The organism is Amycolatopsis sp. NBC_01488, from assembly GCF_036227105.1.
In the GTDB taxonomy this organism is placed as follows: Bacteria; Actinomycetota; Actinomycetes; order Mycobacteriales; family Pseudonocardiaceae; genus Amycolatopsis.
On sequence record NZ_CP109434.1, the window covers coordinates 7,554,165 to 7,578,446 of the forward strand.

The 24,282-nt window shown below is 71.8% G+C and carries 22 protein-coding genes; 8 read left to right on the forward strand and 14 right to left on the reverse strand.

Annotation, left to right across the window (positions count from 1 at the left end; genetic code table 11):
• The first annotated feature begins 330 nt into the window (after positions 1-330).
• Complete coding sequence (locus OG738_RS35590; RefSeq protein ID WP_329047546.1) at positions 331-3,144, forward strand: aconitate hydratase; 2,814 nt, start codon at positions 331-333, stop codon at positions 3,142-3,144.
• Positions 3,145-3,214: 70 nt separating this feature from the next.
• On the forward strand, positions 3,215-4,009 hold the full coding sequence (locus tag OG738_RS35595; protein ID WP_329047547.1) for an alpha/beta fold hydrolase: 795 nt from the start codon (positions 3,215-3,217) through the stop codon (positions 4,007-4,009).
• On the opposite strand, the gene OG738_RS35600 is transcribed toward OG738_RS35595, so the two are convergent.
• A complete protein-coding gene (locus tag OG738_RS35600) occupies positions 4,006-4,710 on the reverse strand; it encodes an MgtC/SapB family protein (protein WP_329047548.1) in 705 nt (234 codons plus the stop codon). The two genes, OG738_RS35595 and OG738_RS35600, sit on opposite strands and share 4 nt — an antisense overlap.
• A gap of 203 nt (positions 4,711-4,913) precedes the next feature.
• Positions 4,914-5,768: an alpha/beta fold hydrolase gene (locus tag OG738_RS35605; RefSeq protein ID WP_329047550.1), complete on the reverse strand. Its 855-nt coding sequence runs from the start codon at positions 5,766-5,768 to the stop codon at positions 4,914-4,916.
• Between the two features lie 91 nt (positions 5,769-5,859).
• Between OG738_RS35605 and OG738_RS35610 the strand changes: the two genes are divergently transcribed.
• On the forward strand, positions 5,860-6,441 hold the full coding sequence (locus OG738_RS35610) for a TetR/AcrR family transcriptional regulator (protein ID WP_329047551.1): 582 nt from the start codon (positions 5,860-5,862) through the stop codon (positions 6,439-6,441).
• Positions 6,442-6,484: 43 nt separating this feature from the next.
• Here the strand turns inward: OG738_RS35610 and OG738_RS35615 are convergent, their stop codons facing one another.
• The 7 genes from OG738_RS35615 to OG738_RS35645 all read right to left on the reverse strand — a co-directional run bounded on the left by OG738_RS35615 (position 6,485) and on the right by OG738_RS35645 (position 14,086).
• Positions 6,485-8,089, reverse strand: coding sequence for an alpha/beta hydrolase (locus tag OG738_RS35615; RefSeq protein ID WP_329056939.1), 1,605 nt, complete (start codon positions 8,087-8,089; stop codon positions 6,485-6,487).
• Between the two features lie 143 nt (positions 8,090-8,232).
• Positions 8,233-8,655: a nitroreductase family deazaflavin-dependent oxidoreductase gene (locus OG738_RS35620; RefSeq protein WP_329056940.1), complete on the reverse strand. Its 423-nt coding sequence runs from the start codon at positions 8,653-8,655 to the stop codon at positions 8,233-8,235.
• 46 nt (positions 8,656-8,701) lie between these two features.
• Positions 8,702-9,679 (reverse strand): L-histidine N(alpha)-methyltransferase, encoded by a 978-nt coding sequence (gene egtD / locus OG738_RS35625; protein WP_329047552.1) that lies wholly within the window; start codon positions 9,677-9,679, stop codon positions 8,702-8,704.
• Positions 9,676-10,431, reverse strand: a complete 756-nt coding sequence (gene egtC / locus OG738_RS35630; protein WP_329047553.1) for an ergothioneine biosynthesis protein EgtC — start codon at positions 10,429-10,431, stop codon at positions 9,676-9,678. The genes egtD and egtC overlap by 4 nt, the downstream gene beginning before the upstream one ends.
• Positions 10,432-10,436: 5 nt before the next feature.
• Positions 10,437-11,774 carry an ergothioneine biosynthesis protein EgtB gene (egtB, locus tag OG738_RS35635; protein ID WP_329047554.1) on the reverse strand — a complete coding sequence of 446 codons (1,338 nt, stop codon included), beginning with the start codon at positions 11,772-11,774 and terminating at the stop codon, positions 10,437-10,439.
• Positions 11,771-13,039, reverse strand: coding sequence for a glutamate-cysteine ligase family protein (locus tag OG738_RS35640; protein WP_329047555.1), 1,269 nt, complete (start codon positions 13,037-13,039; stop codon positions 11,771-11,773). Before OG738_RS35640 ends, egtB begins: the two co-directional genes overlap by 4 nt.
• A 120-nt stretch (positions 13,040-13,159) precedes the next feature.
• The gene (locus tag OG738_RS35645; protein ID WP_329047556.1) at positions 13,160-14,086 is read right to left on the reverse strand and encodes a LysR family transcriptional regulator; all 927 of its coding nucleotides are present in this window, start codon (positions 14,084-14,086) and stop codon (positions 13,160-13,162) included.
• A 117-nt stretch (positions 14,087-14,203) separates the two neighbouring features.
• Between OG738_RS35645 and OG738_RS35650 the strand changes: the two genes are divergently transcribed.
• The gene (locus OG738_RS35650) at positions 14,204-15,403 is read left to right on the forward strand and encodes a Glu/Leu/Phe/Val dehydrogenase dimerization domain-containing protein (RefSeq protein WP_329047557.1); all 1,200 of its coding nucleotides are present in this window, start codon (positions 14,204-14,206) and stop codon (positions 15,401-15,403) included.
• A gap of 43 nt (positions 15,404-15,446) precedes the next feature.
• Here OG738_RS35650 and pip read toward each other — a convergent pair whose 3' ends face one another.
• The 5 genes from pip to OG738_RS35675 form a co-directional block, all read right to left on the reverse strand.
• The gene (pip, locus tag OG738_RS35655) at positions 15,447-16,388 is read right to left on the reverse strand and encodes a prolyl aminopeptidase (RefSeq protein WP_329047558.1); all 942 of its coding nucleotides are present in this window, start codon (positions 16,386-16,388) and stop codon (positions 15,447-15,449) included.
• A gap of 78 nt (positions 16,389-16,466) precedes the next feature.
• Positions 16,467-17,195: an ESX secretion-associated protein EspG gene (locus OG738_RS35660; RefSeq protein ID WP_329056942.1), complete on the reverse strand. Its 729-nt coding sequence runs from the start codon at positions 17,193-17,195 to the stop codon at positions 16,467-16,469.
• A gap of 25 nt (positions 17,196-17,220) precedes the next feature.
• The gene (locus OG738_RS35665) at positions 17,221-18,537 is read right to left on the reverse strand and encodes a hypothetical protein (protein WP_329047559.1); all 1,317 of its coding nucleotides are present in this window, start codon (positions 18,535-18,537) and stop codon (positions 17,221-17,223) included.
• A gap of 3 nt (positions 18,538-18,540) precedes the next feature.
• Complete coding sequence (locus tag OG738_RS35670; protein WP_329047560.1) at positions 18,541-19,176, reverse strand: DUF3558 domain-containing protein; 636 nt, start codon at positions 19,174-19,176, stop codon at positions 18,541-18,543.
• A 14-nt stretch (positions 19,177-19,190) separates the two neighbouring features.
• Positions 19,191-19,586: a hypothetical protein gene (locus OG738_RS35675; RefSeq protein ID WP_329047561.1), complete on the reverse strand. Its 396-nt coding sequence runs from the start codon at positions 19,584-19,586 to the stop codon at positions 19,191-19,193.
• A gap of 186 nt (positions 19,587-19,772) precedes the next feature.
• Here OG738_RS35675 and OG738_RS35680 point away from each other — a divergent pair, with 186 nt between their 5' ends.
• The 4 genes from OG738_RS35680 to OG738_RS35695 all read left to right on the forward strand — a co-directional run bounded on the left by OG738_RS35680 (position 19,773) and on the right by OG738_RS35695 (position 23,951).
• Complete coding sequence (locus OG738_RS35680; protein WP_329047563.1) at positions 19,773-20,354, forward strand: TetR/AcrR family transcriptional regulator; 582 nt, start codon at positions 19,773-19,775, stop codon at positions 20,352-20,354.
• A 323-nt stretch (positions 20,355-20,677) separates the two neighbouring features.
• Positions 20,678-22,033, forward strand: a complete 1,356-nt coding sequence (locus tag OG738_RS35685; protein WP_329047564.1) for a hemolysin family protein — start codon at positions 20,678-20,680, stop codon at positions 22,031-22,033.
• Positions 22,030-23,073 carry a hemolysin family protein gene (locus OG738_RS35690; protein WP_329047565.1) on the forward strand — a complete coding sequence of 348 codons (1,044 nt, stop codon included), beginning with the start codon at positions 22,030-22,032 and terminating at the stop codon, positions 23,071-23,073. Before OG738_RS35685 ends, OG738_RS35690 begins: the two co-directional genes overlap by 4 nt.
• On the forward strand, positions 23,070-23,951 hold the full coding sequence (locus OG738_RS35695; protein WP_329047567.1) for a 3-methyladenine DNA glycosylase: 882 nt from the start codon (positions 23,070-23,072) through the stop codon (positions 23,949-23,951). The genes OG738_RS35690 and OG738_RS35695 overlap by 4 nt, the downstream gene beginning before the upstream one ends.
• The last annotated feature ends 331 nt before the right edge of the window (positions 23,952-24,282 follow it).

Genomic DNA, 24,282 nt, shown 5'->3' on the forward strand with positions numbered 1-24,282 from the left:
GTTCCGGCACGACCGCCACCTCCGCTCACCTGCGCACACCGCGCGTCACTGCAGTCACACCACTATCACAAGCATCACCGGAAACTTACACACCGTAGGCACCAATTCCCCTCATTGAGGGACCCCCGGCGCGGATGGCGCAGCCCACACCGCGTGTCGTCTTGAACCCCAAACAGGACGCGCGTACTGTTTGAGTCACCGCGAGGTGTGCCATCCCGAATCCGGTCCTACGGTGGGGGTGCGCAAGACTCGCCACCACCGAACCCGACCGAACTGACCCGGGACTCGACCGCCGCACCGGCGCGGAAGTCCACGCCACTGGAGTTAGACGTGACCGCACCTGCCAGCAAGGACAGCTTCGGCGCCAAAGACACGCTGAAGGTCGGCGACGCCTCGTACGAGGTGTTCCGCCTGAACAAGGTCGACGGCGCCGAGCGGCTGCCCTACAGCCTGAAGATCCTGCTCGAGAACCTGCTGCGCACCGAGGACGGCGCGAACATCACCGCCGACCACATCCGCTCGCTCGCCTCGTGGGACCCGAAGGCCGACCCGTCGATCGAGATCCAGTTCACGCCGGCCCGCGTGATCATGCAGGACTTCACCGGCGTTCCGTGCGTCGTCGACCTCGCCACCATGCGCGAGGCGGTCACGGACCTCGGCGGCGACCCCGACAAGGTCAACCCCCTCGCCCCGGCCGAGCTGGTCATCGACCACTCGGTGATCATCGACGTCTTCGGCCGCCCCGACGCCTTCGAGCGCAACGTCGAGATCGAGTACGAGCGCAACCGCGAGCGCTACCAGTTCCTGCGCTGGGGCCAGGGCGCCTTCGACGAGTTCAAGGTCGTCCCGCCGGGCACCGGCATCGTGCACCAGGTCAACATCGAGCACCTCGCCCGCACGGTGATGTCCCGCAACGGGCAGGCGTACCCCGACTCCTGCGTCGGCACCGACTCGCACACCACCATGGTCAACGGCCTCGGCGTGCTGGGCTGGGGCGTCGGCGGCATCGAGGCCGAGGCCGCCATGCTCGGCCAGCCGGTGTCGATGCTCATCCCGCGCGTCGTCGGCTTCAAGCTGACCGGTGAGATCCCGGCCGGCGTCACCGCCACCGACGTCGTGCTCACCATCACCGAGATGCTGCGCCGCCACGGCGTGGTCGGCAAGTTCGTCGAGTTCTACGGCGAGAGCGTCGCCCAGGTGCCGCTGGCCAATCGCGCCACGATCGGCAACATGAGCCCGGAGTTCGGCTCCACCGCGGCGATCTTCCCGATCGACGAGGAGACCGTTCGCTACCTCAAGCTGACCGGCCGCTCGGCCGAGCAGGTCGCGCTGGTCGAGGCCTACGCCAAGGAGCAGGGCCTCTGGCACGACTCCGCCCGCGAGGCGGCCTACTCCGAGTACCTCGAGCTGGACCTCTCGACGGTCGTCCCGTCGATCGCCGGCCCGAAGCGCCCGCAGGACCGCATCGAGCTGTCGGACGCGAAGTCGTCGTTCCGCAAGTCGATCCACGACTACGTGGACGGCGAGGACGTCACGCCGCACACCAAGATGGACGAGGCCTCGGAAGAGTCCTTCCCGGCCAGCGACTCCCCGTCGCTGTCGTTCGCCGAGGACGACGCCGCGCCGGTCACCTCGTCCGCCGCGAACGGCGCGTCGGGCCGCCCGAGCAAGCCGGTCAAGGTCTCGACTCCGGACCGCGGCGAGTTCGTCCTCGACCACGGCGCCGTGGTGATCGCGTCGATCACCTCGTGCACGAACACCTCGAACCCGTCGGTCATGCTCGGCGCCGCGCTGCTCGCGCGCAACGCCGTCGACAAGGGCCTCGCGGTCAAGCCGTGGGTCAAGACGTCGATGGCGCCGGGCTCGCAGGTCGTCACCGACTACTACACCAAGGCCAACCTGTGGCCGTACCTGGAGAAGCTGGGCTATCACCTGGTCGGCTACGGCTGCACCACGTGCATCGGCAACTCCGGGCCGCTTTCGGACGAGATCTCCGCGGCGATCCAGGAGAACGACCTCACCGCGGTTTCGGTGCTCTCGGGCAACCGGAACTTCGAAGGCCGGATCAACCCCGACGTGAAGATGAACTACCTCGCGTCGCCGCCGCTGGTCATCGCCTACGCGCTGGCCGGCACGATGGACTTCGACTTCGCGAACCAGCCGCTGGGCCAGGACGCGCAGGGCAACGACGTCTTCCTGAAGGACATCTGGCCGACGGCGCAGGAGATCCAGGAGACCATCGACTACGCGATCACGCAGGAGATGTTCACCAAGGACTACGCGGACGTCTTCGACGGCGGCGAGCGCTGGAAGTCGCTGCCCACCCCGGAGGGCAAGACCTTCGAGTGGGACGCCGAGTCCACCTACGTGCGGAAGCCCCCGTACTTCGAGGGCATGACGTCGGAGCCGGCGCCGGTCACCGACATCACCGGCGCTCGGGTGCTGGCGAAGCTGGGCGACTCGGTCACCACCGACCACATCTCCCCCGCCGGCGCGATCAAGCCGGGCACCCCGGCCGCGCAGTACCTGACCGAGCACGGCGTGGAGAAGAAGGACTTCAACTCCTACGGCTCGCGGCGCGGCAACCACGAGGTGATGATCCGCGGCACGTTCGCGAACATCCGGCTGCGCAACCAGCTCCTGGACGACGTGCAGGGCGGCTACACCCGCGACTTCACCCAGGACGACGCCCCGCAGGCGTTCATCTACGACGCGGCCCAGAACTACGCGGCGGCGGGCACCCCGCTGGTCGTGCTGGGCGGCAAGGAGTACGGCTCCGGCTCGTCGCGTGACTGGGCGGCCAAGGGCACGTCGCTGCTGGGCGTACGCGCGGTGATCACCGAGTCGTTCGAGCGCATCCACCGCTCGAACCTGATCGGCATGGGCGTCATCCCGCTGCAGTTCCCGGCCGGCGAGTCGGCCGCGTCGCTGAAGCTGGACGGCACCGAGACGTTCGACATCTCGGGCATCACCAAGCTGAACGACGGCGAGACCCCGCGCACGGTGCACGTCACCGCCACCAAGGCGGACGGCACCAAGGTGGAGTTCGAGGCGGACGTCCGCATCGACACCCCCGGCGAGGCGGACTACTACCGCAACGGCGGCATCCTGCAGTACGTGCTGCGGAAGATGACGCAGGCGTAAGGGTTTCCGCCCCGAAGGCCTCCCCATACCGCAGGTGGGGAGGCCTTCGTCGTCCGGTACCGTGCCGGGTATGGGGGACATCGAGCTCGGCGACGGCACACTGTCCTACGAAGAACGCGGTCGCGGGCGGCCGATCGTGTTCCTGCACGCCGGCGGCATGACCCGCGCGATGTGGGACGGGCAGTTCGACCGGTTCGCCCGCGACCACCGGGTGATCCGCTACGACGCTCGCGGCGCGGGCGGCTCCTCGAACCCGCCCGGCGAGTTCTCGCACCACGAGGACCTGAAGAAGCTGCTGGACGCGCTCGACGTCGACCGGCCGGTACTGGTCGGCTGCTCGTTCGGCAGCCGTGTGTTCCTCGACTTCGCGGTGGCCTACCCGGACCGCGCCGGCGGCCTGTTCCTCAGCTCGCCCGGGATCAGCGGCATGGAGTTCCGGGACCCGTTCGTCCTGGGCTTGCTGGCGAAGTTCGCGGAGGCGGCCCGGGCCGGCGACGGCCCCGCCGTGCTCGAGTGCGTCCTGCGGCTGTGGGTCGACGGGCCCCACCGCACGCCCGGCGAGGTCGATCCGGCGGTCCGGAAGTTCTGCCGGGACATGCTGGTGGAGAACGCCACCCAGGGCCACCCGGCGCCGGTCCTCGGCACCGAGCTGGGCGCGATCGGCCGCGTAGCGGAGATCCGGGCCCGGACGCTGCTCGTCACCGGCGACGGCGACTCGACCGACATCTTCGGCGTCGCGGACCTCGTGGACCGCGAGGCCCCGCACGCGCGCCGGGCGACGGTGCCCGGCGCGGCGCACATGGTGAACCTCGAGCAGCCCGCCCGGTTCGACGAGCTGCTGCGGGAGTTCCTCCAGACCGGTTAAGCGGGCACGGCTTCCCAGCGCACGCTGGACACCGAGGGCTCCAGCGAAAGCCGGGACACCGCCGCTTCCATCTGGGCGTCGTCGCGCTGGTCGCCGACCAGCTCGGCGCGCACCTCGACCGTGCGGTCCTCGCGGTCCGTGCTCAGCAGCGACAGCAGCCGGAAGTCGGTGCGGTTCAACGACTGCACGAGCAACGCCCGCACGTGAGCCTCGGTCGCATCGCGGGTGACGGCCTGGAACGCGTACTTCGTCGGCGTCTCGTCCCCCGCTTCCGGGCGGCGGTCGACGACCCGGCCGAGGGGCCGCAGCACGACGTTCACCCCGACCACGACGGCCGTCCCGAACGCCGCGGTGACGTACAGCCCGGCCCCGGCGAGCGCGCCCACCGCGGCCGAGCACCACAGCGTCGCCGCCGTGTTGAGGCCGCGGACGTTGAGGCCGTCGCGCAGGATGACGCCGGCGCCGAGGAACCCGATGCCCGACACGATCTGGGCGGCCACCCGGGTCGGGTCGGCGTCACCGCTGGTGGCCAGCCCGCCGAAGCCGTGGGCGGACAGCAGCACGAACAGGGTCGCGCCGACGGCGACCAGGGCGTTGGTGCGCAGCCCGGCCATCCGGGCGCGGAACTGGCGCTCGACCCCGATGACGGCGCCCAGGCCGACGCCGGTGCCGACGCGCAGCAGCATTTCGAAGGTGGTCATGTCCGACTCTTTTCCGGCGTGCGCGCACTGCCGGACAGGAGGAGACCGGACGGAGTCAGCCCAGCCGGAAGCCTCCGGTGAGCGCACGCCCGGTCGTCCCGTGACTGTCCGCTGGCATGTGCCGCTCACCTCGCTTCCGGTGCTCGTGGTTGATCAACCCGACCACTGTAGCGCCGCAAGCGCGACCCCGGCTGTGATGATCGCTACGCCCAGTGCCGGCGCAGGTGCGGCACGAGGTCTCCGGGCCGCTCGTCGGGGAAGAAGAGCTTCGCGCCGGGCACTTCGACGACTTCGGTGACACCCGGCACCGCGTCCCGGAACCGGTACGCCCACTCGATGCCGAAGTTCGGGTCGCCGGTGCCCCAGACCAGCAGCGTCGGCACCCGGAACTCCTTGAGCAGCGGCTCGATCGCGTCCAGTTCCTCGCCGCGTACCGACGTCAGCAGGCGCTCGAACTGCCGGGCCGCCGCCAGGGTGCCGATCACCGGGCGGACGAAGGCGTCCAGGACCTCGTCCGGCACCCGGTCCGGCTGCTCGTAGCCCCCGCCGAGCGCGCCGGCCTGCGCCTTCCGCGGGTCCGCGGCGAGCCGGACCGACAGCGGTGCCAGCTGACCGCGTTCGGCCAGCTCGACGACCGGGCGGAACGCCTCGGGCGGCAGGTTGCCCTGCGTGTCGCAGTTGGTGAGGGTGAGCGTGCGGAGCCGGTCCGCGTGGTGGACGGCGAAGACCTGCGCGACCGCGCCGCCGGTGTCGTTGGCGATCAGGTCGAGCGGTCCGAGCGCCATGGCCGAGGCGAAGTCACCGATCCACCGCGCCAGCCCGTTCAGGCTGAGGTCCTGCTCGGGCGACACCGGTGATCCGCCGTGGCCCGGCAGGTCCGGCGCGACGCAGCGGCGCTCCTTCGCCAGCTCGGTGATCACCTTGCGCCACAACAGGTTGTTCGTGCCCGCACCGTGCACGAAGAGCGCGACCGGCCCTTCGCCGACGTCGGTGTAGCTCACGTCGCCGGACGCCGTCGACACGCGTCCGCGGTGGTCCTCCCAGGTTCGCAAGTCCATCGGTAGAGTCCCTCCAGAAGTAAACCGACTGACGGTCTAGTATCAACAGACCGACAGTCGGTTTGTCAACGACGGAGGCGAACCCACCGGGATGAACAAGAAGATCGACCGCGGGCAGGCGACCCGCGAGCACCTCGTCGCCGTCGCCACCGGCCTGTTCACCGAACACGGCTACGACGGCACGTCGATCGAGGCCGTCCTGCGGGCCGCCGACGTGAGCCGCGGCGCGCTCTACCACCACTTCTCCGGCAAGGACGCGCTGTTCGCGGCCGTGCTGGACACCGTCTACGACCGCGTCGGCGCCGAGGGAGCGCGGGCGGTCGAAGGCATGACCGACCCGGCGGCGGCGTTGCGCACCGCGTGTCTCACGTGGATCCGCAGCACTCGCGATCCCGTGGTGCGGCAGGTGCTGCTCATCGACGCGCCGGCCGTGCTGGGCTGGCAGCGGTGGCGGGAAATCGACGAGGAACGCACGCTGGGCGGGATCAAGGCGGCGCTGCGGCGCGACGGCCGGATCCCCGCGCCGCGCGTCGACCTCTTCGCGCACGTGCTGCTCGCCTCGATGAACGAGATCGCGATGCTGGTCGCGCGCGCCGACGACCATGCCACCGCCGTCGCGGAGGCCGAAGCCGCCGCCGGGGACGTGCTCGACCGGCTACTGGGCCGGGCCTGACAACGGGCCGGGGCGACAGCGTCACCCCGGCCCGTTCTCTCGGCTACGCGGTTGCGAACGGCTGGACGTTCGGCTGGAACACCTGCCCGTTCGCCGGCACCTTCAGGTCGGTCAGGTAGTCCGCCACGGCCTTGTCGACGCCCAGGGCGTCCCCGAGGATGCAGTGACCGAACGCGTCGACCGACAGCAGCCGCGAGTTCCCGAGCTCGGCCGCCATCCGCTGGCCGAACTGGTAACGCGTGGCCGGGTCGTAGAAGTTGCTCACCACGACCACCGGGACGTCGGTCTTGGCACGCCACGGGCCGCGGTAGACGTCCGGCTTCTTCGCCGGCCACACCGGGCAGGCCGCCGTGTCGGCGAACGCCTGGTAGCGGCCGAAGGTGCGCGACTCGCGCTCCCACTTCGCGGCGATGTCCGGCACCTGCTCCTGGTTGATCCTGAACGGCTTGTCGGAGCAGTTGACGGCGAAATAGGAGTCGTCGCCGGTGTAGGGGCTGTCCGGGTTCTGGTCGGCCAGGCCCTGCTTGCCGCCGGTCAGCACCTTCAGCGGCTTGGCCTGCTGCGCCTGCGCCTGCGCGCCCGCCGGGTGGATCACGTTGTACAGCGCCTGCAGGTCCTCGGCCAGGCCGGGGAACGCCGACGGCGAGTACAGGACGCTCGAGACCCCGCCGGTGAACGCGTTGATGTCCACCGTGCCGCCGCCGGGGATGGTGATCGGCTGCTTGCGCAGGTATTCGCGCAGCTCGTCGAACTTCGCCCGCGGGGTGCCGTCGCTGAACGCGCACTTCGCGCCGGCCTGGTCGCAGCGCTCGAGGAACCCGTCGAGCGAAATTTCGAAGCCCTGCGCGCGTTCCCGGTCGTACTCGACGCCGTCACTGGTGCGCAGCGCCGGGTCGACGTTGCCGTCGATGACGATCGCCCGCGACTGCTTCGGGAACATCGACGCGTACGTCGAGCCGATCAGCGTCCCGTAGGAAAAGCCGACGTAGGTCAGCTTCTGGTCGCCCACCGACGCGCGCAGCGTGTCGAGGTCGCGCACGACGTCCTTGGTGGACATGTGGTTCAGCAGCGAGCCGGCGTTGTTCTTGCAGAACCGGCCGTAGTCGCGGTAGCTGGCGAGGGTGCCGGAGATCTGCGCGCGCGACAGCGGCACCGGGATCTGGGCGTTGAAGACCTCGTCGGCGTCCTCCTGCGTGGTGAAGCAGCGCAGGGGGTTGCTCTGCCCGACGCCGCGCGGGTCGAACCCGATCAGGTCGAACCGGTCGAGGACCGCCGGCTGGAAGTAGTACTCGCCGCCGATCGGCATCCGCAGCCCCGAGCCGCCGGGGCCACCGGGGTTGAGGAAGAGCGAGCCGACGCGCCGGTCCGGCGTCCGGGCGGCGCGCTTGAGCAGGGCGATGTCGATGGTGCCCAGCGCCGCGTTGTCGTGGTCGATCGGCACGCGGTAGCGCGCGCAGCTGTAGTACTTCACCTGGTCCGCGGGCACGCCGGCGAGGGTGTCGCTCGAGCAGGTACCCCAGCCGACGGCGGCGGTCGTGCCGACGACAGCGGGCTTGGCGACGGTGTCTTCGGCCGCCGCGGCGGTCCCGGCCGTACCGGCCAGCCCGACGCCGGCCACGAGCGCCCCCGCGAGCGCGAACGACCGCACCCGGCCCTGTGTGGATCTCGGCAAGACGTCTCCTCCCTAGGATCACGCACTTCGCCGCGCGGTCACGGCGTCACGGCGCGTCACCCGGGAGAGACTGGCACAAACCGGCGAATCCCGTCACCGTCCAAAAGGATGGTGGGCACCTATCGCGCCAGGCGCGTGAGCAGGAAGACCGGCAGCGGGCGGCCGGCCTCCCGCTGCTCCATCGCGTACCCCGGCCAGAACTCCAGCAGCTCGCGCCACATCGCGGCGTACTCGTCGCCGTGCAGCTCCCGCGCGAGGGTGTCGGACGGCTTCCCCGCCAGCGCCACCTGGCACTTCGAGTTCGCCCGGAGGTTCAGCGCCCAGGCCGGGTCGTTCGGGCGGCCCCAGTTCGACGCCGTCAGCACCAGCTCGTCGCCGTGCGGGAAGTAGAGCAGGTTGGTACTGCGGGGCAGCCCGCTCTTGCGGCCGGTCGTCGTGAGGCGCAGCGACGGCAGCCCGGCGAGCGCCACGAGGCTCACCCGGCCGCCGAACGCCCGGTGCAGTTTCTTGTCCGCCCACACGACGGCACGAGCCGAGCGCATCAGCCACGGCTTCGTGCCGACGAGCCGGGCGAGCGCCCGGAGAGGATTAGCCACGCACCGATCTTGCCAGGCTCACCCCGAACCGCTGCTGGGAGTCGGTCCACCAGCGCGCCAGGTCGAACCCGGCCGCGGCCAGCTCGGCCTCGACGCCGGCGGGCCGGAACTTGGCCGAGATCTCCGTGCGGACGTGCTCGCCCTCGGCGAAGGCCACCGTCAGGTCCGCGCCGGGGATGTCGACCGACAGTGCGCGGCGGGCCCGCAGCCGCATCTCGATCCACTCGTTCTCCGCGTCCCAGTGGGACACGTGCTCGAATTCGTCGACGTCGAAGTTCGCGCCGAGGCGGGTGTTGATCACCCGCAGCACGTTCTTGTTGAACTCGCCGGTGACGCCGGCCGCGTCGTCGTAGGCGCGCTCGAGGATGCCCGGGTCCTTGACCAGGTCCGTGCCGAGCAGCAGCCACTCCCCTTCGTCGAGCACCTCCCGCACCGACCGCAGGAAAGCCGCCCGCTCAGCGGGCAGGAAGTTGCCGATCGTGCCGCCGAGGAAGGCCACCACCCGCGGCTGGCCGCCGGGCAGCAGGTCGAGGTGCTGGGTGAAGTCGCCGACGACCCCGCGGACGGTCAGCCCGGGATAGTCCGCGGAGATGGCTTCGGCGGCCTCGGCGAGCGCGGACTCGGACACGTCGAGCGGCACGAACGCCTCCAACGTGCCGTGCGCGGTGAGCGCGTCGAGCAGCAGCCGGGTCTTCTCGGACGACCCCGAGCCCAGCTCGACGAGCGTGTGCGCGCCGGACAGCTCCGCGACGTCGGCGGCGTGCGCGGCCAGCACCTCGCGCTCGCTGCGGGTCGGGTAGTACTCCGGCAGCTGGGTGATCTTCTCGAACAGCTCGCTGCCCTCGGCGTCGTAGAACCACTTGGGGGGCAGCCACTTCCGCTCGGCGGTGAGCCCGGCGACGACGTCCTCGCGCAGTTCCGCGGTGACGGCGTCGCCGGACCGGTGGTGGTCGAGATCGATCTCGGTCATGAACGCTCCTGGGTCAGGGGAAGCAGGTCGACGCCGGCCGCGGTGGCGCGCACGGCGTGGTGGTCGGGGACGGGTTTCCAGCGCGGATCTCCGTCGAGGGGTTCGGAGGCCAGCAGCACGCCCGCCGGGGTTTCCAGCAGGGACAGCGCGTGCGTCCAAGCGGTGCCGATCAGCGTCGCGCCGTCGGTGAGCAGGAAGTTGAGCCGGGAGCCGGGCGCGGCCGCCTCGACGGCGGTGGTCAGCCCGGCCACCGCCGTCAGCGGGTCCTCCCCCGCCGCCAGCCGGGCCCGCAGCAGAGCCCACAGCACCGCCGAGTCCGTCGGCGCCTCCAGGGTCAGAAGCTCGGTGACGGGCAGGGTCTTGGCCAGTTCGGCCAGCGAGTCCGGCCAGCCGCGGACGACGCCGTTGTGGCTGAACAGCCAGGGCCCGGCGGTGAACGGCGCCGCGGCCGCCTCGGTCACCGGCATGCCGGTGGTGCCGTTGCGGACCGCGGCGACGAACGCGCCCGAGGTCACCGACGCGGCCAGCGGCGGCAGCGTCTCGTCCGTCCACAGTGGAGTGGACCGGCGGTGCCTGAGGGGCGGCGAGCCCGGGCCGGGGTACCACCCCAGCCCGAACCCGTCGGCGTTCACCGAGCCGCCGCCCCGCATGTCGGCCGGTGCGTACGACTGCACCAGCAGCGCGTGCGGCGCGCGGAAAACCGCCTCGGCGGGCGAAATCGGCTCGCCGAGGTAGGCGATGTGCCTGCACATGGCGCCTAGCCCACCTCGCCGGGTGCCGCGTCACGGGCCGTGCGGAAGCCGGCGAAGATCTGCCGCCGGATCGGGTAGTCCCAGTTGCGGAACGTGCCCCGGATCGCCGCCGAGTCGGTGCCGAACGAGCCACCGCGCAGCACCTTGTACTCCGGCCCGAAGAACACCTCCGAGTACTCCCGGTACGGGAACGGCGCGAAGCCCGGGTAGCCGTGGAAGTCCGTGCTCGTCCACTCCCAGACGTCGCCGATCAGCTGGTGCACGCCGGTCGGCGACGCGCCGGCCGGGTACGCCCCCGCGGGCGCCGGGCGCAGGTGCCGCTGGCCGAGGTTGGCGTGCTCGGCCGACGGTTCCTCGTCACCCCACGGGAACCGGCGCGAGCGGCCGGTCGCCGGGTCGAAGCGCGCCGCCTTCTCCCACTCGGCCTCGGTCGGCAGCCGCCGCCCGGCCCAGGCGGCGTACGCCTCGGCCTCGAAGTAGGAGACGTGCACGACCGGCTCGTCGGCCGTGACGCGCTCGTGGACGCCGAACCGGGTGCGCCACCAGCCGTCCTGCTCCCGCTTCCAGAAGCGCGGCGCGGTGATGCCGTGCTCACGCAGGTACGCCCAGCCGCCCGGGCTCCACCACCGTTCGTCGTCGTAGCCGCCGCCGTCCAGGAACTCGGCGTAGGCCCCGCACGTCACCGGGGTCGTGTCCATCCAGAACGCCTCGACCGCGATCTCGTGCGCCGGGCGCTCGTTGTCCAGCGCCCACGGCTCGGCCGAAGTGCCCATCGTGAACGCGCCGCCCGGGACCAGCGCCTCGGCGGGCAGCGGGCCCGACCGCGCGGGCGGCGGTTCCGGCGCGTGCAGCACCGGATCGCCCTTGCGCAGCTGGTGGGTGGCCAGCATGGTCTCGTCGTGCTGCTGCTCGTGCTGGGTGATCATGCCGAACGCGAACGCCTGCTCGGTCAGCCGTCGCCCCGCCATCGGGGCGTGCTCCAGCACGTCGAACGCCTTTTCGCGGACCTGCTTGACGTAGGCGCGCGCCTCGGCCGGGCCGAGCAGCGGCAGCTCGGGCCGGTCGGCGCGGGCGTGCTGGAAGGCGTCGTAGATGTCGTCGATGTCCGGGCGCAGCGGTTCCCGGCCGCCGACGTCGCGGACCAGCCACAGCTCCTCCTGGACGCCGATGTGCGCCAGGTCCCAGACCAGCGGCGACATCAGCGGGGAGTGCTGGCGGACCAGGTCCTCGTCGTCGACCGCGTCGGTCAGCGCCACGCTGCGCGCCCGGGCCCTCGTCAGTGCTTCGGCGGCCCGGGCACGCAGGTCCTGCGCGCTCAGGTCACCCAGTGCTTCCGTGCTCATGCTTCGCTCCTCGATCGGTACACGCGCCCCTGCACGCTCTCGCTGATCTCGGTGATCGACTCCGCCGCCAGCCCGGTCGCGCCCAGCTCGGCGCACCCGAGGTCGGCCAGCGCCGCCGCGACGGCCGCCAGGTCCCGGTCCGCCAGGCCGCGCCGCGCCGCCGTGGTCCACCGGTCGGCGACCGGCGCGCAGATCTCGCGCACCTTGTCCACAGTGGACTGACGAACGAGCAGCGCGGCGACCAGGGCCACCGGTGGCAGCCACGCGCCGGGCGGCTGCGCGTCGAGGTACCGGATCTCCAGGTACCCCTGCGGGCGGACCGGGGTGAACATCGTGGTGAGGTGGTAGTCGAGGTCCGCCGCCGTCGGTCTCGGCAGCAGGGCGGCCGCGCCCCTGCCGTCGATCCAGTCGGCGAACGTCAGCCCCTCCGGCGCGTCCCACGGCCGGTCGCCGCGGGGCAGCACCATCAGGGGGACGTCCATCAGGCGCCCGGCCCACTCCGCTGCCGGGTCGCCCGCCACGCGGGCCGTGCGGGTGCGGACCGCCTCCGTGTCGTGCACCGCGAGCCAGCGCGCGGAGGCGTGTCCCGTGTCCCGTCCCGCGTGGACCCGGGAGGTGGCGAAGAGGGCGAGCAGCGGCGGGCCCATCGCGTGGGCCGCCGCCCACCGGGCCGCGTAGTGCTCGGACTCCCCCGCGTCGACGCACACCTGCAGGCCCGCGGTGCTGCACATCATCGTGAGGCCACCCGGGCCGATCGGCGCGAACCGGCGTTCCATCGCCGCGTAGCGCGGCGTGTGCAGGACCCGGCGGGGCGGCCGGTGGGCGTCGATGCCCGTTTCGCCCAGCACGAGGCCGTGCCGGGCGAGGCGGTCACGCAGGTGGTGGAGGTCGGCCGTGACCACTGCGGCGAGGTCGCGCAGGGAGGCCTGGGGAAGAGCGGAGATCTCGACCTGGCACCCGGGTTCGAGGCTCACCGGGGAGCCGGCCGGGAGGGGCGAGGCGGGGCTGTCGGGGCGGAGCGTCCGCGGGGTGTGCGGACCCAGCGCCGTGGCGAGGAGATCGGGATCGAGGGGTCTTGCCGGGTCGTCGGCGTGGTGCACGGTGAACTCCAGCTCGACGCCGGTCAGGCGCGGTGGTCCGTGCTTGAAACACACCGAAGCGACGTACGCCTCCCCGGCCGCGCGGTCCGCCAGGACCCGCGCGGTGCGGTTCGACGCACTCCCCGACTTCTCGGGAAAATCGTGCATCGTGGACGCCTCAGTCATGTCCGTTCCTGTTCCGCGTGATGGAACTTCTTGACTTCGGACGCTACACGCGGGGTACGACAAAATCAGGCCGGATCTTGCGCTGCGGGAGCGGTTCACCACTCCGTAAGAAGTCCCGGATCAGGGCAAAGCGGACTCGGTGCCCAGGCCCAGCTCGGCCGCCGACGCCCGCACGGCCTCGATCACCAGGTGCAACGCCGGCCGCCGGAACGCGGTGCGCCGGTAGGCGATCGACACCGTCCGCAGCAGCGGCGTGGTGAGCGCGACGACGTCGATGCCGGGCGGCCGCAGCAGCCGCAGGCCCAGGTCCGAGACCAGGGTGACGCCGAGCCCGGCGCCCACCATCGCCATCGCCGTGGACTGCTCTTCGACCTCGTGGTTGATCTTCGGGGCGAAGCCGTGGCGCCGGCAGGCCGTGCGCATCGCCCGGCCGAAGTGCGACTTCGGGCTGGCCAGGATCCACGGGTGCTCGGCGAGCTCGTCCAGGGAGGCCGACCCGGCCGGAACCGCGCCCCGCGGCACCGCGGCGTGCAGCCGTTCGACGGCCACGACGGCGCGTTCCAGCCCGGCGTCCCACGACGTCGGCGCGTCGGAGTAGTCGATCACGAACGACAGGTCGAGCGTGCCGTCGCGGACCGCCTCGGCGGTGTCCTCCGGCGCCAGCTCGCGGGTGCGCACCTCGATGCCGGGGTGCTCGCCCGCCAGCGCGGTCAGCGCCGTCGGCAGCAGCCCGGACGCGACCGACGCCCACACGCCGGCGACCAGCCGGACCGTGCGGGACTCCTGGGCCTCCTCCAGGGCGAGCGTCGCGCGCTCCACCGAACCGAGGATCTCCTCCGCGTGCTCGGTCAGCAGGTTGCCCAGCTCGGTCAGCTGGACGCGCCGGCCGAGCCGTTCGAACAGCTTCGCGCCGACGTCGCGTTCGAGCTGCGCGAGCTGCTGCGAGACCGCGGACGCGGTGTAGTGCAGCGATGCGGCGGCCGCGGTCACGGTGCCCCGGCGGTGCAGCTCGCGAAGCATCCGCAAGCGGTGCAACGAAAGCTCCATACACCAAACCTAAACGAGATCGTGCAGGTTCGTTAAATGGACGCGGCCGCCGTCCGGGGCGCACGCTCGGGAGGCGGCACGAGGCCGCCCCGGACTTCCTGGAGGTGAGTGGCCCCGATGACCCCGCGCAACGCCGAGCCGCTGATGCGGCTGACGTGGACCGATCCCATCACCGGCGCGAACGGCTACCTGGTCGTGCACAGCCTGGTCTCCGGCGTCGCCACCGGCGGCACCCGGATGCGAGCGGGCTGCACGATGAGCGAGGTCGAGGACCTCGCCCGGGGCATGGCCACCAAGACCGCGACCTTCAACCTGCCGGTCGGCGGGGCGAAGGGCGGCATCGACTTCGACCCGAAGGACCCGCGGGCCTTCGGCGTGCTGAAGCGGTTCTGCGCGTTCCTGCGGCCGTGGCTGGACGCGCACTGGGTGACCGCGGAAGACCTGGGCGTGCCCCAGCACCTGATCGACGAGGTGTTCGCCGAGCTCGGGCTGGAGCAGTCGTACCACGCGGCGATCCGCCGTTCGGCCGACCCGGCGCGCACCCTGCGGCGCGTGCAGGCGGGCCTCAACGCGCCGGTGCCCGGCGGGTTGCTGCTCGGCGACGTCGTCGGCGGCTACGGCGTGGCGCAGGCGTGCCTCGGCGTCGCGGCGGCGTGGAACTGGGACGTGCGCGAGACGACCGTGGCGATCCAGGGCATCGGCACGATGGGCGGCGGCGCGGCCTGGTACCTGCACGAGGCGGGGATGAAGGTCGTCGCGGTGGCCGACGCCGCGGGCACGCTCCACGACCCGGCGGGCCTCGACGTCCCGGCGCTGCTGGAGCTGCGTGACCGCTTCGGCGAGGTCGACCGGTCGCGGCTGCCCGACGGCGTGCGGTCGCTGCCCCGCGAGGCGGTCGTCGGCATCGACGCGGACGTCTTCGTGCCGGCCGCGATCTCGTACGCGCTGCGGCCGGACAACGAGAACCTCGTCAAGGCGTCCGTGGTCGTCGAGGCGGCCAACGCGGCGACGACGCCGGAGGCGGAAGCGGCGCTGTCGGCCCGCGGTGTCGCGGTGGTGCCGGACTTCGTCGCCAACGCGGGCGCGGCGGCGTGGGCGTGGTGGCTGCTGCTGGGCGAGGTCGGCGCGGACCCGGCCGACTCGTTCCTGCGGCTGCGCACGGAGATGCAGGCCAAGGTCGCGCTCCTGCTGACCGAGTGGACCATGGACCGGCTGCCGCTGCGCCTGACCGGGCTGAAGCTGGCCGAGACCACCCGGGCGCAGCGCGCCGAGGCGGCGCTCGCGCCGGAGGGTGAGCCGGCGCTGCTCATCCCGTGAGCCGGGGCCGCGCGGCGCCCGGGTGGGGCACCGCGCGGTTCCTTCACCGCGCGAAGCGGTCGGTCGCGCCGACGAGCACGTCCTGCATCGGGGCGTCCTGCGTCGAATGCCCGATGTTCTCCAGCATCACCAGCTCACTGCCCGGCCAAGCGTGGTGCATCAGCCAGGGCGTGCCGACGATGTTGCTCGTGTCGAGCACGCCCTGCGCCAGCACCGCGGGGATGCCGGCGAGCTTGCCGAGGTTCCGCAGGATTTCGCCGTCGGGCCGGAACGCCCGGTTGCTGAAGTAGTGCGTGACCAGCCGGGCGAAGCAGAGCCGGTAGACCGGATCCGCGAAGACGTCGTGCGGCGGCACGCCCGGGAGCATCGCGTCCTCCCAGGCGCACCAGTCGTCGGCCGCCTTGCGGTGGACGGCCGGGTCGGGATCCATCAGCAGCCGGTGGTAGGCGGCGGACAGGTCGCCGTCCCGCTCGCTCTCCGGTACGCCCTGGCGGAACTTCTCGAAGGCCTCCGGGAAGTACGCTCCCAGGCCACGGATGAGCATTTCGATCTCGATGAAGCGGTCGGTCGCCAGTCCCATGAGTACCAGCTCGCTGACCCGCTCGGTGTGCCGCAGCGCGTACGTCAGGCTGAGCACCGAGCCCCAGGAACCACCGAACAGCAGCCACTTCCCGATGCCGAGCCGCGTGCGGAGCAGTTCGAAGTCGGCGACGAGGTGGTCGGTCGTGTTGGCGGACAGGTCGGCGACCGGAGCACCGGCGTGCGGCGTGCTGCGCCCGCAGCCGCGCTGGTCGACGAGGACGACGCGGTACCTCGCCGGATCGAAGTAGCGGCGGAGGTTCGTCGAGCAGCCCGAGCCCGGGCCGCCGTGGACGACCAGTGCCGGCTTGCCGTCCGGGTTCCCGCAGGTTTCCCAGTAGATCTCGTGCCCGTCGCCGACGTCGAGCAGGTCGTGCTCGTACGGTTCGATCTCGGGGTACAGCATCAGCGCGTCCTTCCACCGGAATACAACAGCGCTGTCACATTAGCCCCGACGGCGCCGCTTCGCGCGGCCTTTTCCGGCTCAGACGAGAGCGCCGGCCAGCTCCATGAGCGTGTCGGCCAGTTCGCGCGGGCCCGCCGGGCCGATGTGGATCACGGCGTCGTCGCCCGCGCCGGAGGTGTAGCTGAGGTAGCGGCCCCAGTCCGTGTCGGCGTAGTGCAGCGGCTGCTGCAGGCAGGTGTGGCGCCCGACGTCGTCCCGCCGTCCGACGTAGAGCTCCCCGCTGCCCGAGACCGGCCGCTGGACCAGGCTCACGACGTCGGCGACCGCCGGGTCGAGCGGATAGGCGTCCTGGCCGCGGCGCGCGGCATCGGTCAGGTCGGCCACCCGGACGGTGCGCGGGTGACCGCCGCCCGCCCCCACCGGCGGCAGCTGCTCGACGAGCGACTCGGCGAGCCGGTTCCGGTCGATCTCCTGGACGCCGACCTGCGTCCCGTCGGAGACCGCGAGGATCGCTTGGAGGCCTTTCGCGGCGGCGAGGACGCCGTAGGTCCGGCCGTCGACGCCGACCCAGCCGTAGCACTCCCGCGCCGGGTTCACCAGCAGCGGGAGCCAGTCGAGGAAGTCGACGGTGGCCCGGCCGCGCGCGTCGACCAGCCCGGCCTCGTTCAGCGCTGCGTCGACCCGCTTGGCCGCCTCCTCGCGCTCCTCGTCCGAGAGCCACAGCGGCTCCGGGCGGAGGGTGAGGTGCAGCTGACCGACCTGCTCGCGCTCGGCCAGTGCGGCCAGCGCCTCGACCGGAACGTCCACCCGGCCTGTTGCCACGTCCACCCGCCTACTCGCCGATGACCGGCGGGCTGGTCCGCTGGTCGGTACCGAAGATCGCGTCCGGGTCCGCTTCGATCAGGAAGTCCGGCCGCTGGTGTTCATCATCTTCCTCGCCCTCGCCCCGCCGGCCCCCGGGCCCCATCGGCCCCAGCGGCCCGGACCGCCCGCCGGCCGCCCGAGCGGCGGCGGCCTCCGCGGCGGCCGCGTTGCCGAGGCTGCCCATGCCGGAGCCGCGGCCGCTGCCGAGCCCGCGCTCCCCCGCCGCGTTCCCGCTCCCGCTGCCGCTGCCCCCGATGGGCCGGCCGTTCGAGTCGAGCAGCCGGCTCCCGGCGTTCCCGCTGTTCGGCCCACGGCCGCCGGTGCCCGATTCGGGGTCGCTCCCGAAGGTGGTCGAGTAGTTCTGGCCACCCCCGCCGCCGGTGCCGGTCGGGTAGAAGTCGACCGGGTCGACGTTGGGCGGCGTCTTGCCAGGCCGGTCGGTCGACTGACCCGGCCGGGTCGGCACGGTGGGCACGGACGGGCGGCCGGAGCCGGTGGTGTGGGTGGAGTCGTCGCCGGTGCCGCCCGTGCTGCCGGTTCCTCCCGTGCCGCCAGGCCCGCCCGTGCCACTGGTCCCGCCGGTTCCCCCGGTGCCGCCGGGCTTGTCGGGTCCGCCGGTGTGGCCGGGGTCGAAGCCGGTGGTCGAGGTGTGGTCGTCGCTCCCGGGATTTCCCCCGGGGCCCCCCGAGAGCCACTTGCCCTGATCGGTCGGTCCGACCCGGCCCGGGCCCGACGGGGTGCTCACAGAGATGGCGGCACCGTCGGACTCGAGGACGCCGTAATCGGTCGGGAGCACGGCGCGGGTGCCCTCCGTGGCGCTGCTGTACTGGTCCATGACGCGGACGTTCGTCTCGTTCGCCGCGTTGTACTTCGCCATGCCCTGTTGGTAGTTGTCGATGTCGTCCTGAGCCATGAAGGGCCCGGCGATCGGGATGGCGGCCTTCAGCCCGGTGGTCCAGGGGTTCGGCTTGTCCGGCTTCGGCGGGACGACCACGACGGATCGGCTCGAGCTGTCGAAGAGGTCGGCCTGCGTGTCGACCGACGCCTTGGTCACGTCCAGCGGCTCGGCCGTTTCGGCGAAGGCCATTTCGAGCGGGCCGGCCCCGGAGTTCGCGGCGTCGGCGGCGTCACCGGTCCAGGAGTTCACCATGCGCGCCTGCAGGGCCTTGATGCTCGAACCGCGCTCCAGGTAGGAGTTCGACAGGCTGGCGACCGTTTCGGCCGTCGCGCGCAACCCGTTCGTGTCGCCCCCGGTGAAGTTGTCGAAGATCTGCTTTCCGTCCACTCGTCATGCCCCCTGGAGTGTCTTGATCACCGCGGCCGACAACTGCGTGGCCGTACCGCAGGAATCGTCCTGCCCCTGGTAGCCCTGGGCCTGGACGCTGAACGAGAGATCGTCGGCGATCCCGACGGCCATGGTGCAGGTGCCCATCGAACGTTCGTCGGCGGCGTCGAAGTAGATCGCCGGATACCCTTCGACGTCCGGGGCCCGCTCGAGGAACCGGACGACCTTGCCCGAGCGGTACGCCGCGTACTGGCCGGCGAGACCGCCGGCGCCGTTGTCCCGGTTGCCGGTGCCCAGGATGACCTGGGCCCCGATGCCCTCGCCCTGGATCTTCCAGGCGCAGGACGGGCCGGCCTTCGTCAACGGGGTGTCGCCCGCCTGGTGGGGCTCGCCCGCGTCGGTGTAGCGCAGGGTCGCGAGCAGGTCCTTCGGCACCAGTCCGCAGGGATCGGTGGCGTACTTGCCCGCGTCGAGCGGGTGCGCGACCTTGGGCACGTCCGGGTCGGCCGACGAAGTGCCCGCAGCCGCCGAAGCGCTCGGCGCCGGCGAGGCCGCGCCACCGGTCGTCGACGTGCAGCCGGCCAGGAGCGCGGCCGGGACCGCGACGAAGACGGCGAGGACGATGAGTTTGCTTCGCACGGGATCCGTTCCGCCTAAGCCTTGAAGGTGCCGGACAGGTCCTGGTCGGTGACCACCGTCTTCGACTGCGCTTCCTTCAGCTTCTTGATGTACTCCTGCGCGTACTTGCGCATCGAGTCGTTCTGCTTCAGCAGCGAGGCGATGGAGTCGCCGGTGGTCGAGGCGAAGCTGCCGCTGGCCGGGTCCTTGCCCGGCGCGACGTCGAAAACGGCGACGAGACTGTGGATCTTCTGCCCGTCTTCGACGATCTTGTCCAGCAGGTCCTCCCACTGGCCGATCACCGCCGACAGCTCCTGGGGGTCCATGGTGAACTGGCCACCCTTGCCCCCGCCGCCGTACACGCGGCTGCCGGTGCTCAGGACGTCGCCCCACAGCGCTTGAGCCGCCTGCCCGGCTTCGCCGATGATCACGAGCCGCACCTTCCCCTCGGTTCACCCACCGTGACGGTGCAAAGATTAGCCAACTGTCTCACGTCGTGTCAGCGAATCGCCGCAACGTTCCGACGATGGGGCCTCGGGTTCGGTTCCCGGGCACTCCGGGTCACAGTACGTACGTACGGATTGCGAGATCCCGGTCCGCGGTGCCAGGATTTCAGGATGCCACGCGTAAGCCAGGATCACCTCGACGCACGCCGGCGCCAGATCCTCGACGGCTCCCGCGTGTGCTTCGCGCGCTACGGCTATGAAGGTGCCACAGTCCGGCGCCTGGAGGAAGCCACCGGGCTGTCCCGCGGCGCGATCTTCCACCACTTCCGCGACAAGGAGTCGCTCTTCCTCGCCCTGGCCGAAGACGACGCCGTCCGGATGGCCGACGTCGTCGCCGAGCAGGGCCTGGTGCAGGTCATGCGCGACCTGCTGGCCGGCGGCGACCACCCGGCCGACTGGCTCGGCACCCGCCTCGAGGTGTCCCGCCGGCTGCGCACCGACCCCGAGTTCCGCGCCCGCTGGGCCGAGCGCTCCGAGCAGCTGACCACCGCCACCCGCCTGCGGCTGCTGCGCCAGCGCGAGGCCGGGATCCTGCGCGACGACGTCGACGTCGACGTCCTGACCGCGTTCCTCGAACTCGTCCTCGAAGGGCTGGTTTCGCACCTCGCGATGGGCCTGCCCGCGGCCGGCCTCGGGCCGGTGCTCGACCTCGTCGAGGAGACGGTGCGGCGGCACCGGCCGGGCACCGCCTGATCCGGCGTGGTCGAATGGCCCGCGGGTCCCGGTCCACCGGGCGCGGGGCCGGCCACCCGGCTCGTGGCCCCTGCTGGGACGCGAACCGCGCTGAATCACCCGCCAAGGTGAGCGGGCCGAGGTGAGCGCGCCGACACACCGATATCCCCGCGAGCCGCGTCCGGGACACGTTAAGATTGTCCGCATAGTCGCAGTACACGCCGATTCACTGCTAGGAGTGACCGTTTCGTGCGCGCAGCGCAGTCACCCGGTGACAGTACCGGGCCGGGTGACCGACCCGGCTGTCCGATAGGTTCATCCCCCGCCGACCGGGCGGGTGCGGAATGATCCACATCCTCTTCGCCGTGCTCGGCGTCCTCCTCTTCGTGCTGCTGACCGTCGGCACCGGCCTGGCCGTCGCCGCCGAGTTCTCGCTCACCGCTCTCGAGCGCAGCACCGTCGACGCCGACGTCCGCCAAGTCGGTGATCGGCGCTCCCTGACCGTGCAGAAGGCCCACCGGACGCTGTCGTTCCAGTTGTCCGGTGCCCAGGTCGCGATCACGCTGACCACGCTGATCACCGGGTACCTGGCCGAGCCGCTCATCGGCGAGCTCGTCCGGCCGGTGCTGACCGGCGTCGGGCTGCCCGCGGCGTTCGCCACCGGCGCGTCGATCGTGCTCGCCCTGGTCATCGCCACCTCGCTGTCGATGATCCTCGGCGAGATGGTGCCGAAGAACCTCGCCATCGCGCGGCCCCTTTCGACCGCGCGCGCCGTCACGGGCTACCACTCGCGGTTCTCGGCGCTGTTCCGGTGGCTCATCACGCTGATGAACAACAGCGCGAACTTCCTCGTGCGCAAGTTCGGCGTCGAGCCGCAGGAGGAGCTGCGGTCCGCGCGCTCGCCTCAGGAACTCGGCTCGATCGTGCGGTCCAGCGCCGAAAGCGGCACGCTCGACACGTCGACCGCCGAACTGCTGGACCGCTCGCTGCGGTTCGGCGAGCGCACCGCCGAGGAGCTGATGACCCCGCGCGTGCAGCTCGAATCGCTCGCGGTCGACGACACGATCGAGGACCTCATCGACATCTCGCGCCGCACCGGGTTCTCGCGGTTCCCGGTGCACGCCGAGGACCTCGACGACGTCCGCGGCGCCGTGCACGTCAAGCAGGCCTTCGCCGTACCCGCGGCCGAGCGCGCCACCGTGCCGATCGGCTCCGTCATGCGGCCGGTGCCGACCGTGCCCGAGTCCCTGCCCGGCGACGACCTGCTCAACCGCCTGCGCGACTCGCGCTTCCAGCTCGCCATCGTCGTCGACGAGTACGGCGGCACGGCCGGGCTGGTGACCCTCGAGGACGTCGTCGAGGAGATCATCGGCGACGTCCGCGACGAGCACGACGACCACGAAGGCCCGGCGTCGCAGCAGGTCGGCACGGACAGCTGGCTCGTCTCCGGGCAGCTGCGCGCCGACGAGGTCACCGACGTCACCGGGTTCCGGATGCCGGACGGCGACTACGAGACCATCGCCGGGCTGATCCTCGAGCGGCTGGGCAAGATCCCCGCCGAGGGTGACGCCGCCGAGGTCGACGACTGGCGGCTCACCGTCACCACGATGGACAAGCGCCGGATCGCCGAGGTCGAGGTCGCCCCGGTCCGGGCGGCCGAAGAATCCCCGGCACCCGCCGTAGCCGAGGTGACGTCGTGAACGACTGGCTGAACATCGCCCTCGTCGTGCTCCTGCTGCTGCTCAACGCCTTCTTCGTCGGCGCGGAGTTCACGCTGATCTCCTCGCGGCGGGACCGGCTGGAAGCGTTGCTGGAGCAGGGCAAGACGCGCGCGAAGATCGTCATCAACGCGAGCAAGCACGTGTCGCTGATGCTCGCCGGCGCCCAGCTGGGCATCACCATCTGCTCGCTGCTGCTCGGCCGCCTCGGGGAGCCCGCGGTCGCGCACCGGCTCTCGGCGTTCTTCGACCTGCTGGGCCTGCCCGAGGCGCTGCTGCACCCGATCTCGTTCGCGATCGCGCTGGCGTTCATCACCGTGCTGCACGTGCTGATCGGCGAGATGGTGCCGAAGAACCTCGCCATCGCCGAGCCCGAGCGGCTCGCGCTGTGGCTGGTGCCGGTGCACGTCGGGTGGGTGAAGATCGCCAACCCGTTCATCTGGCTGCTGAACTTCGTCGCCAACTCGCTGCTGCGCGCGGTGAAGGTCGAGCCGAAGGACGAGCTGGAGACGGCCTACACGTCCGACGAGCTGGCCGAGCTGCTCAGCGAGTCCCGCCGGGAGGGCCTGCTCGACCAGTCCGAGCACCAGCGGCTCGCCCAGACGCTGTCGTCGGTCCAGAAGACGGTGGCCGACGTGCTGGTGCCGACGGCCGAGCTGACCACGCTGCCGTGCGGGCCGACCGTCGGCGACGTCGAGCGGGCAGTCTCGTCGACCGGCTTCTCGCGGTTCCCGGTGTGCACCGACGACGGGCGGCTGACCGGCTACATCCACGTCAAGGACATCCTCGACCTGGCGGGCCAGGACCCGGCGACGATCGTGCCGTCGGCGAAGACGCGGGCGCTGACCGAGCTGCGTGCCGACGCCCGGCTCGACGTCGCGCTTTCGGCCATGCGCAAGGAAGGCAGCCACCTGGCGCGGGCGCTCGACCCGGGCGGCAACGCCGTCGGCGTCGTCGCGCTGGAGGACCTCGTCGAGGAGTACGTGGGCACCGTGCGCGACGGAACCCACGTCGGCGCATGACCGGCGTCGAGGTGCTCGCCGAACCGGACTGGCTGGCCCGGGAGGCGGCGCACGCCGAGCGGATGCGGCGGTGGACCGTCCCGCACCAGGAGCGGCGATCGCGCGGCGAGAAGCACCCGGTGCTGGACTTCCTGTTCACGTACTACTCGTACCGGCCGTCGCACCTGGAGCGGTGGCAGCCGGGGCCCGGCGTCGCGCTCGCCGGGCCCGCGGCGCGGCGCTTCCTCGACCGGAAGGGGTACGTCGACACCCCGGACGGCGTCGTCCTCGACCCGGCGGGCTTCACCGCGGGCAAGGCGCGGACGGCCGAGTTCGTCCTCGGCCTGCTGAAGGCGACGGCGTCGCGCGCGCCGCGGTTGAGCTGCTTCGGACTGCACGAGTGGGCGATGGTCTACCGCGAGCCCGCCGGCTCCGTGCGGCACGACCAGGTCCCGCTGCGGCTCGGGTCGGCGGGCACGGACGCCGTCGTCGAGTCGCTGGACATCCGGTGCGGGCACTTCGACGCGTTCCGGTTCTTCACCGCGGACGCCCGGCCGCGCAACGAGCTGACGCCGTCGCGGGAGACGCAGGTCGCACTCGAGCAGCCGGGGTGCCTGCACGCGAACATGGACCTGTTCAAATGGGCGTACAAGCTCGATCCGTTCGTGCCCGCGGAGCTGGTGGCGGACAGTTTCGAGCTGGCCGTCGAGATCCGGACGCTGGACATGCGGGCGAGCCCGTACGACCTGGCCGCGCTGGGCTACCCGCCGGTGCGGATCGAGACGGCAGCGGGACGGGCCGAATACGCCAGGGCCCAGGGTGACTTCGCCCGGCGGGCAGCGCCGGTGCGTGCTCGCCTGATCGCGCACTGCCATCGCCTGGTCAGCGCAGCACCCTGAGTACGCGCCACTGTGAGTCAGATTATTCTCTCACCGATACTCACCTGTTAGGGTGATAACGGTTTCATTGCATCGCAGCGCGTACTTGACATGCGCAGACGCCGAAAGGACGACCATGGGGCGACACGCCCGGGACGACGAGCCCGTGCCGCACCCTCAGGACCGTGCCGGGGCGCGGAGCGGACGCCGCTCGCCCCCCGACGAGGCCGTCGGCTCGCCCCGCGCCGAAGGGCGCGGCGAGACGTCCGGCGCGTACCCGGTTGCCAGCCGGACACCGAAGCGCAGCTCCATCTCGGACGCCTTCGGGATCGCCGGCCGCGGCGACGCTTCC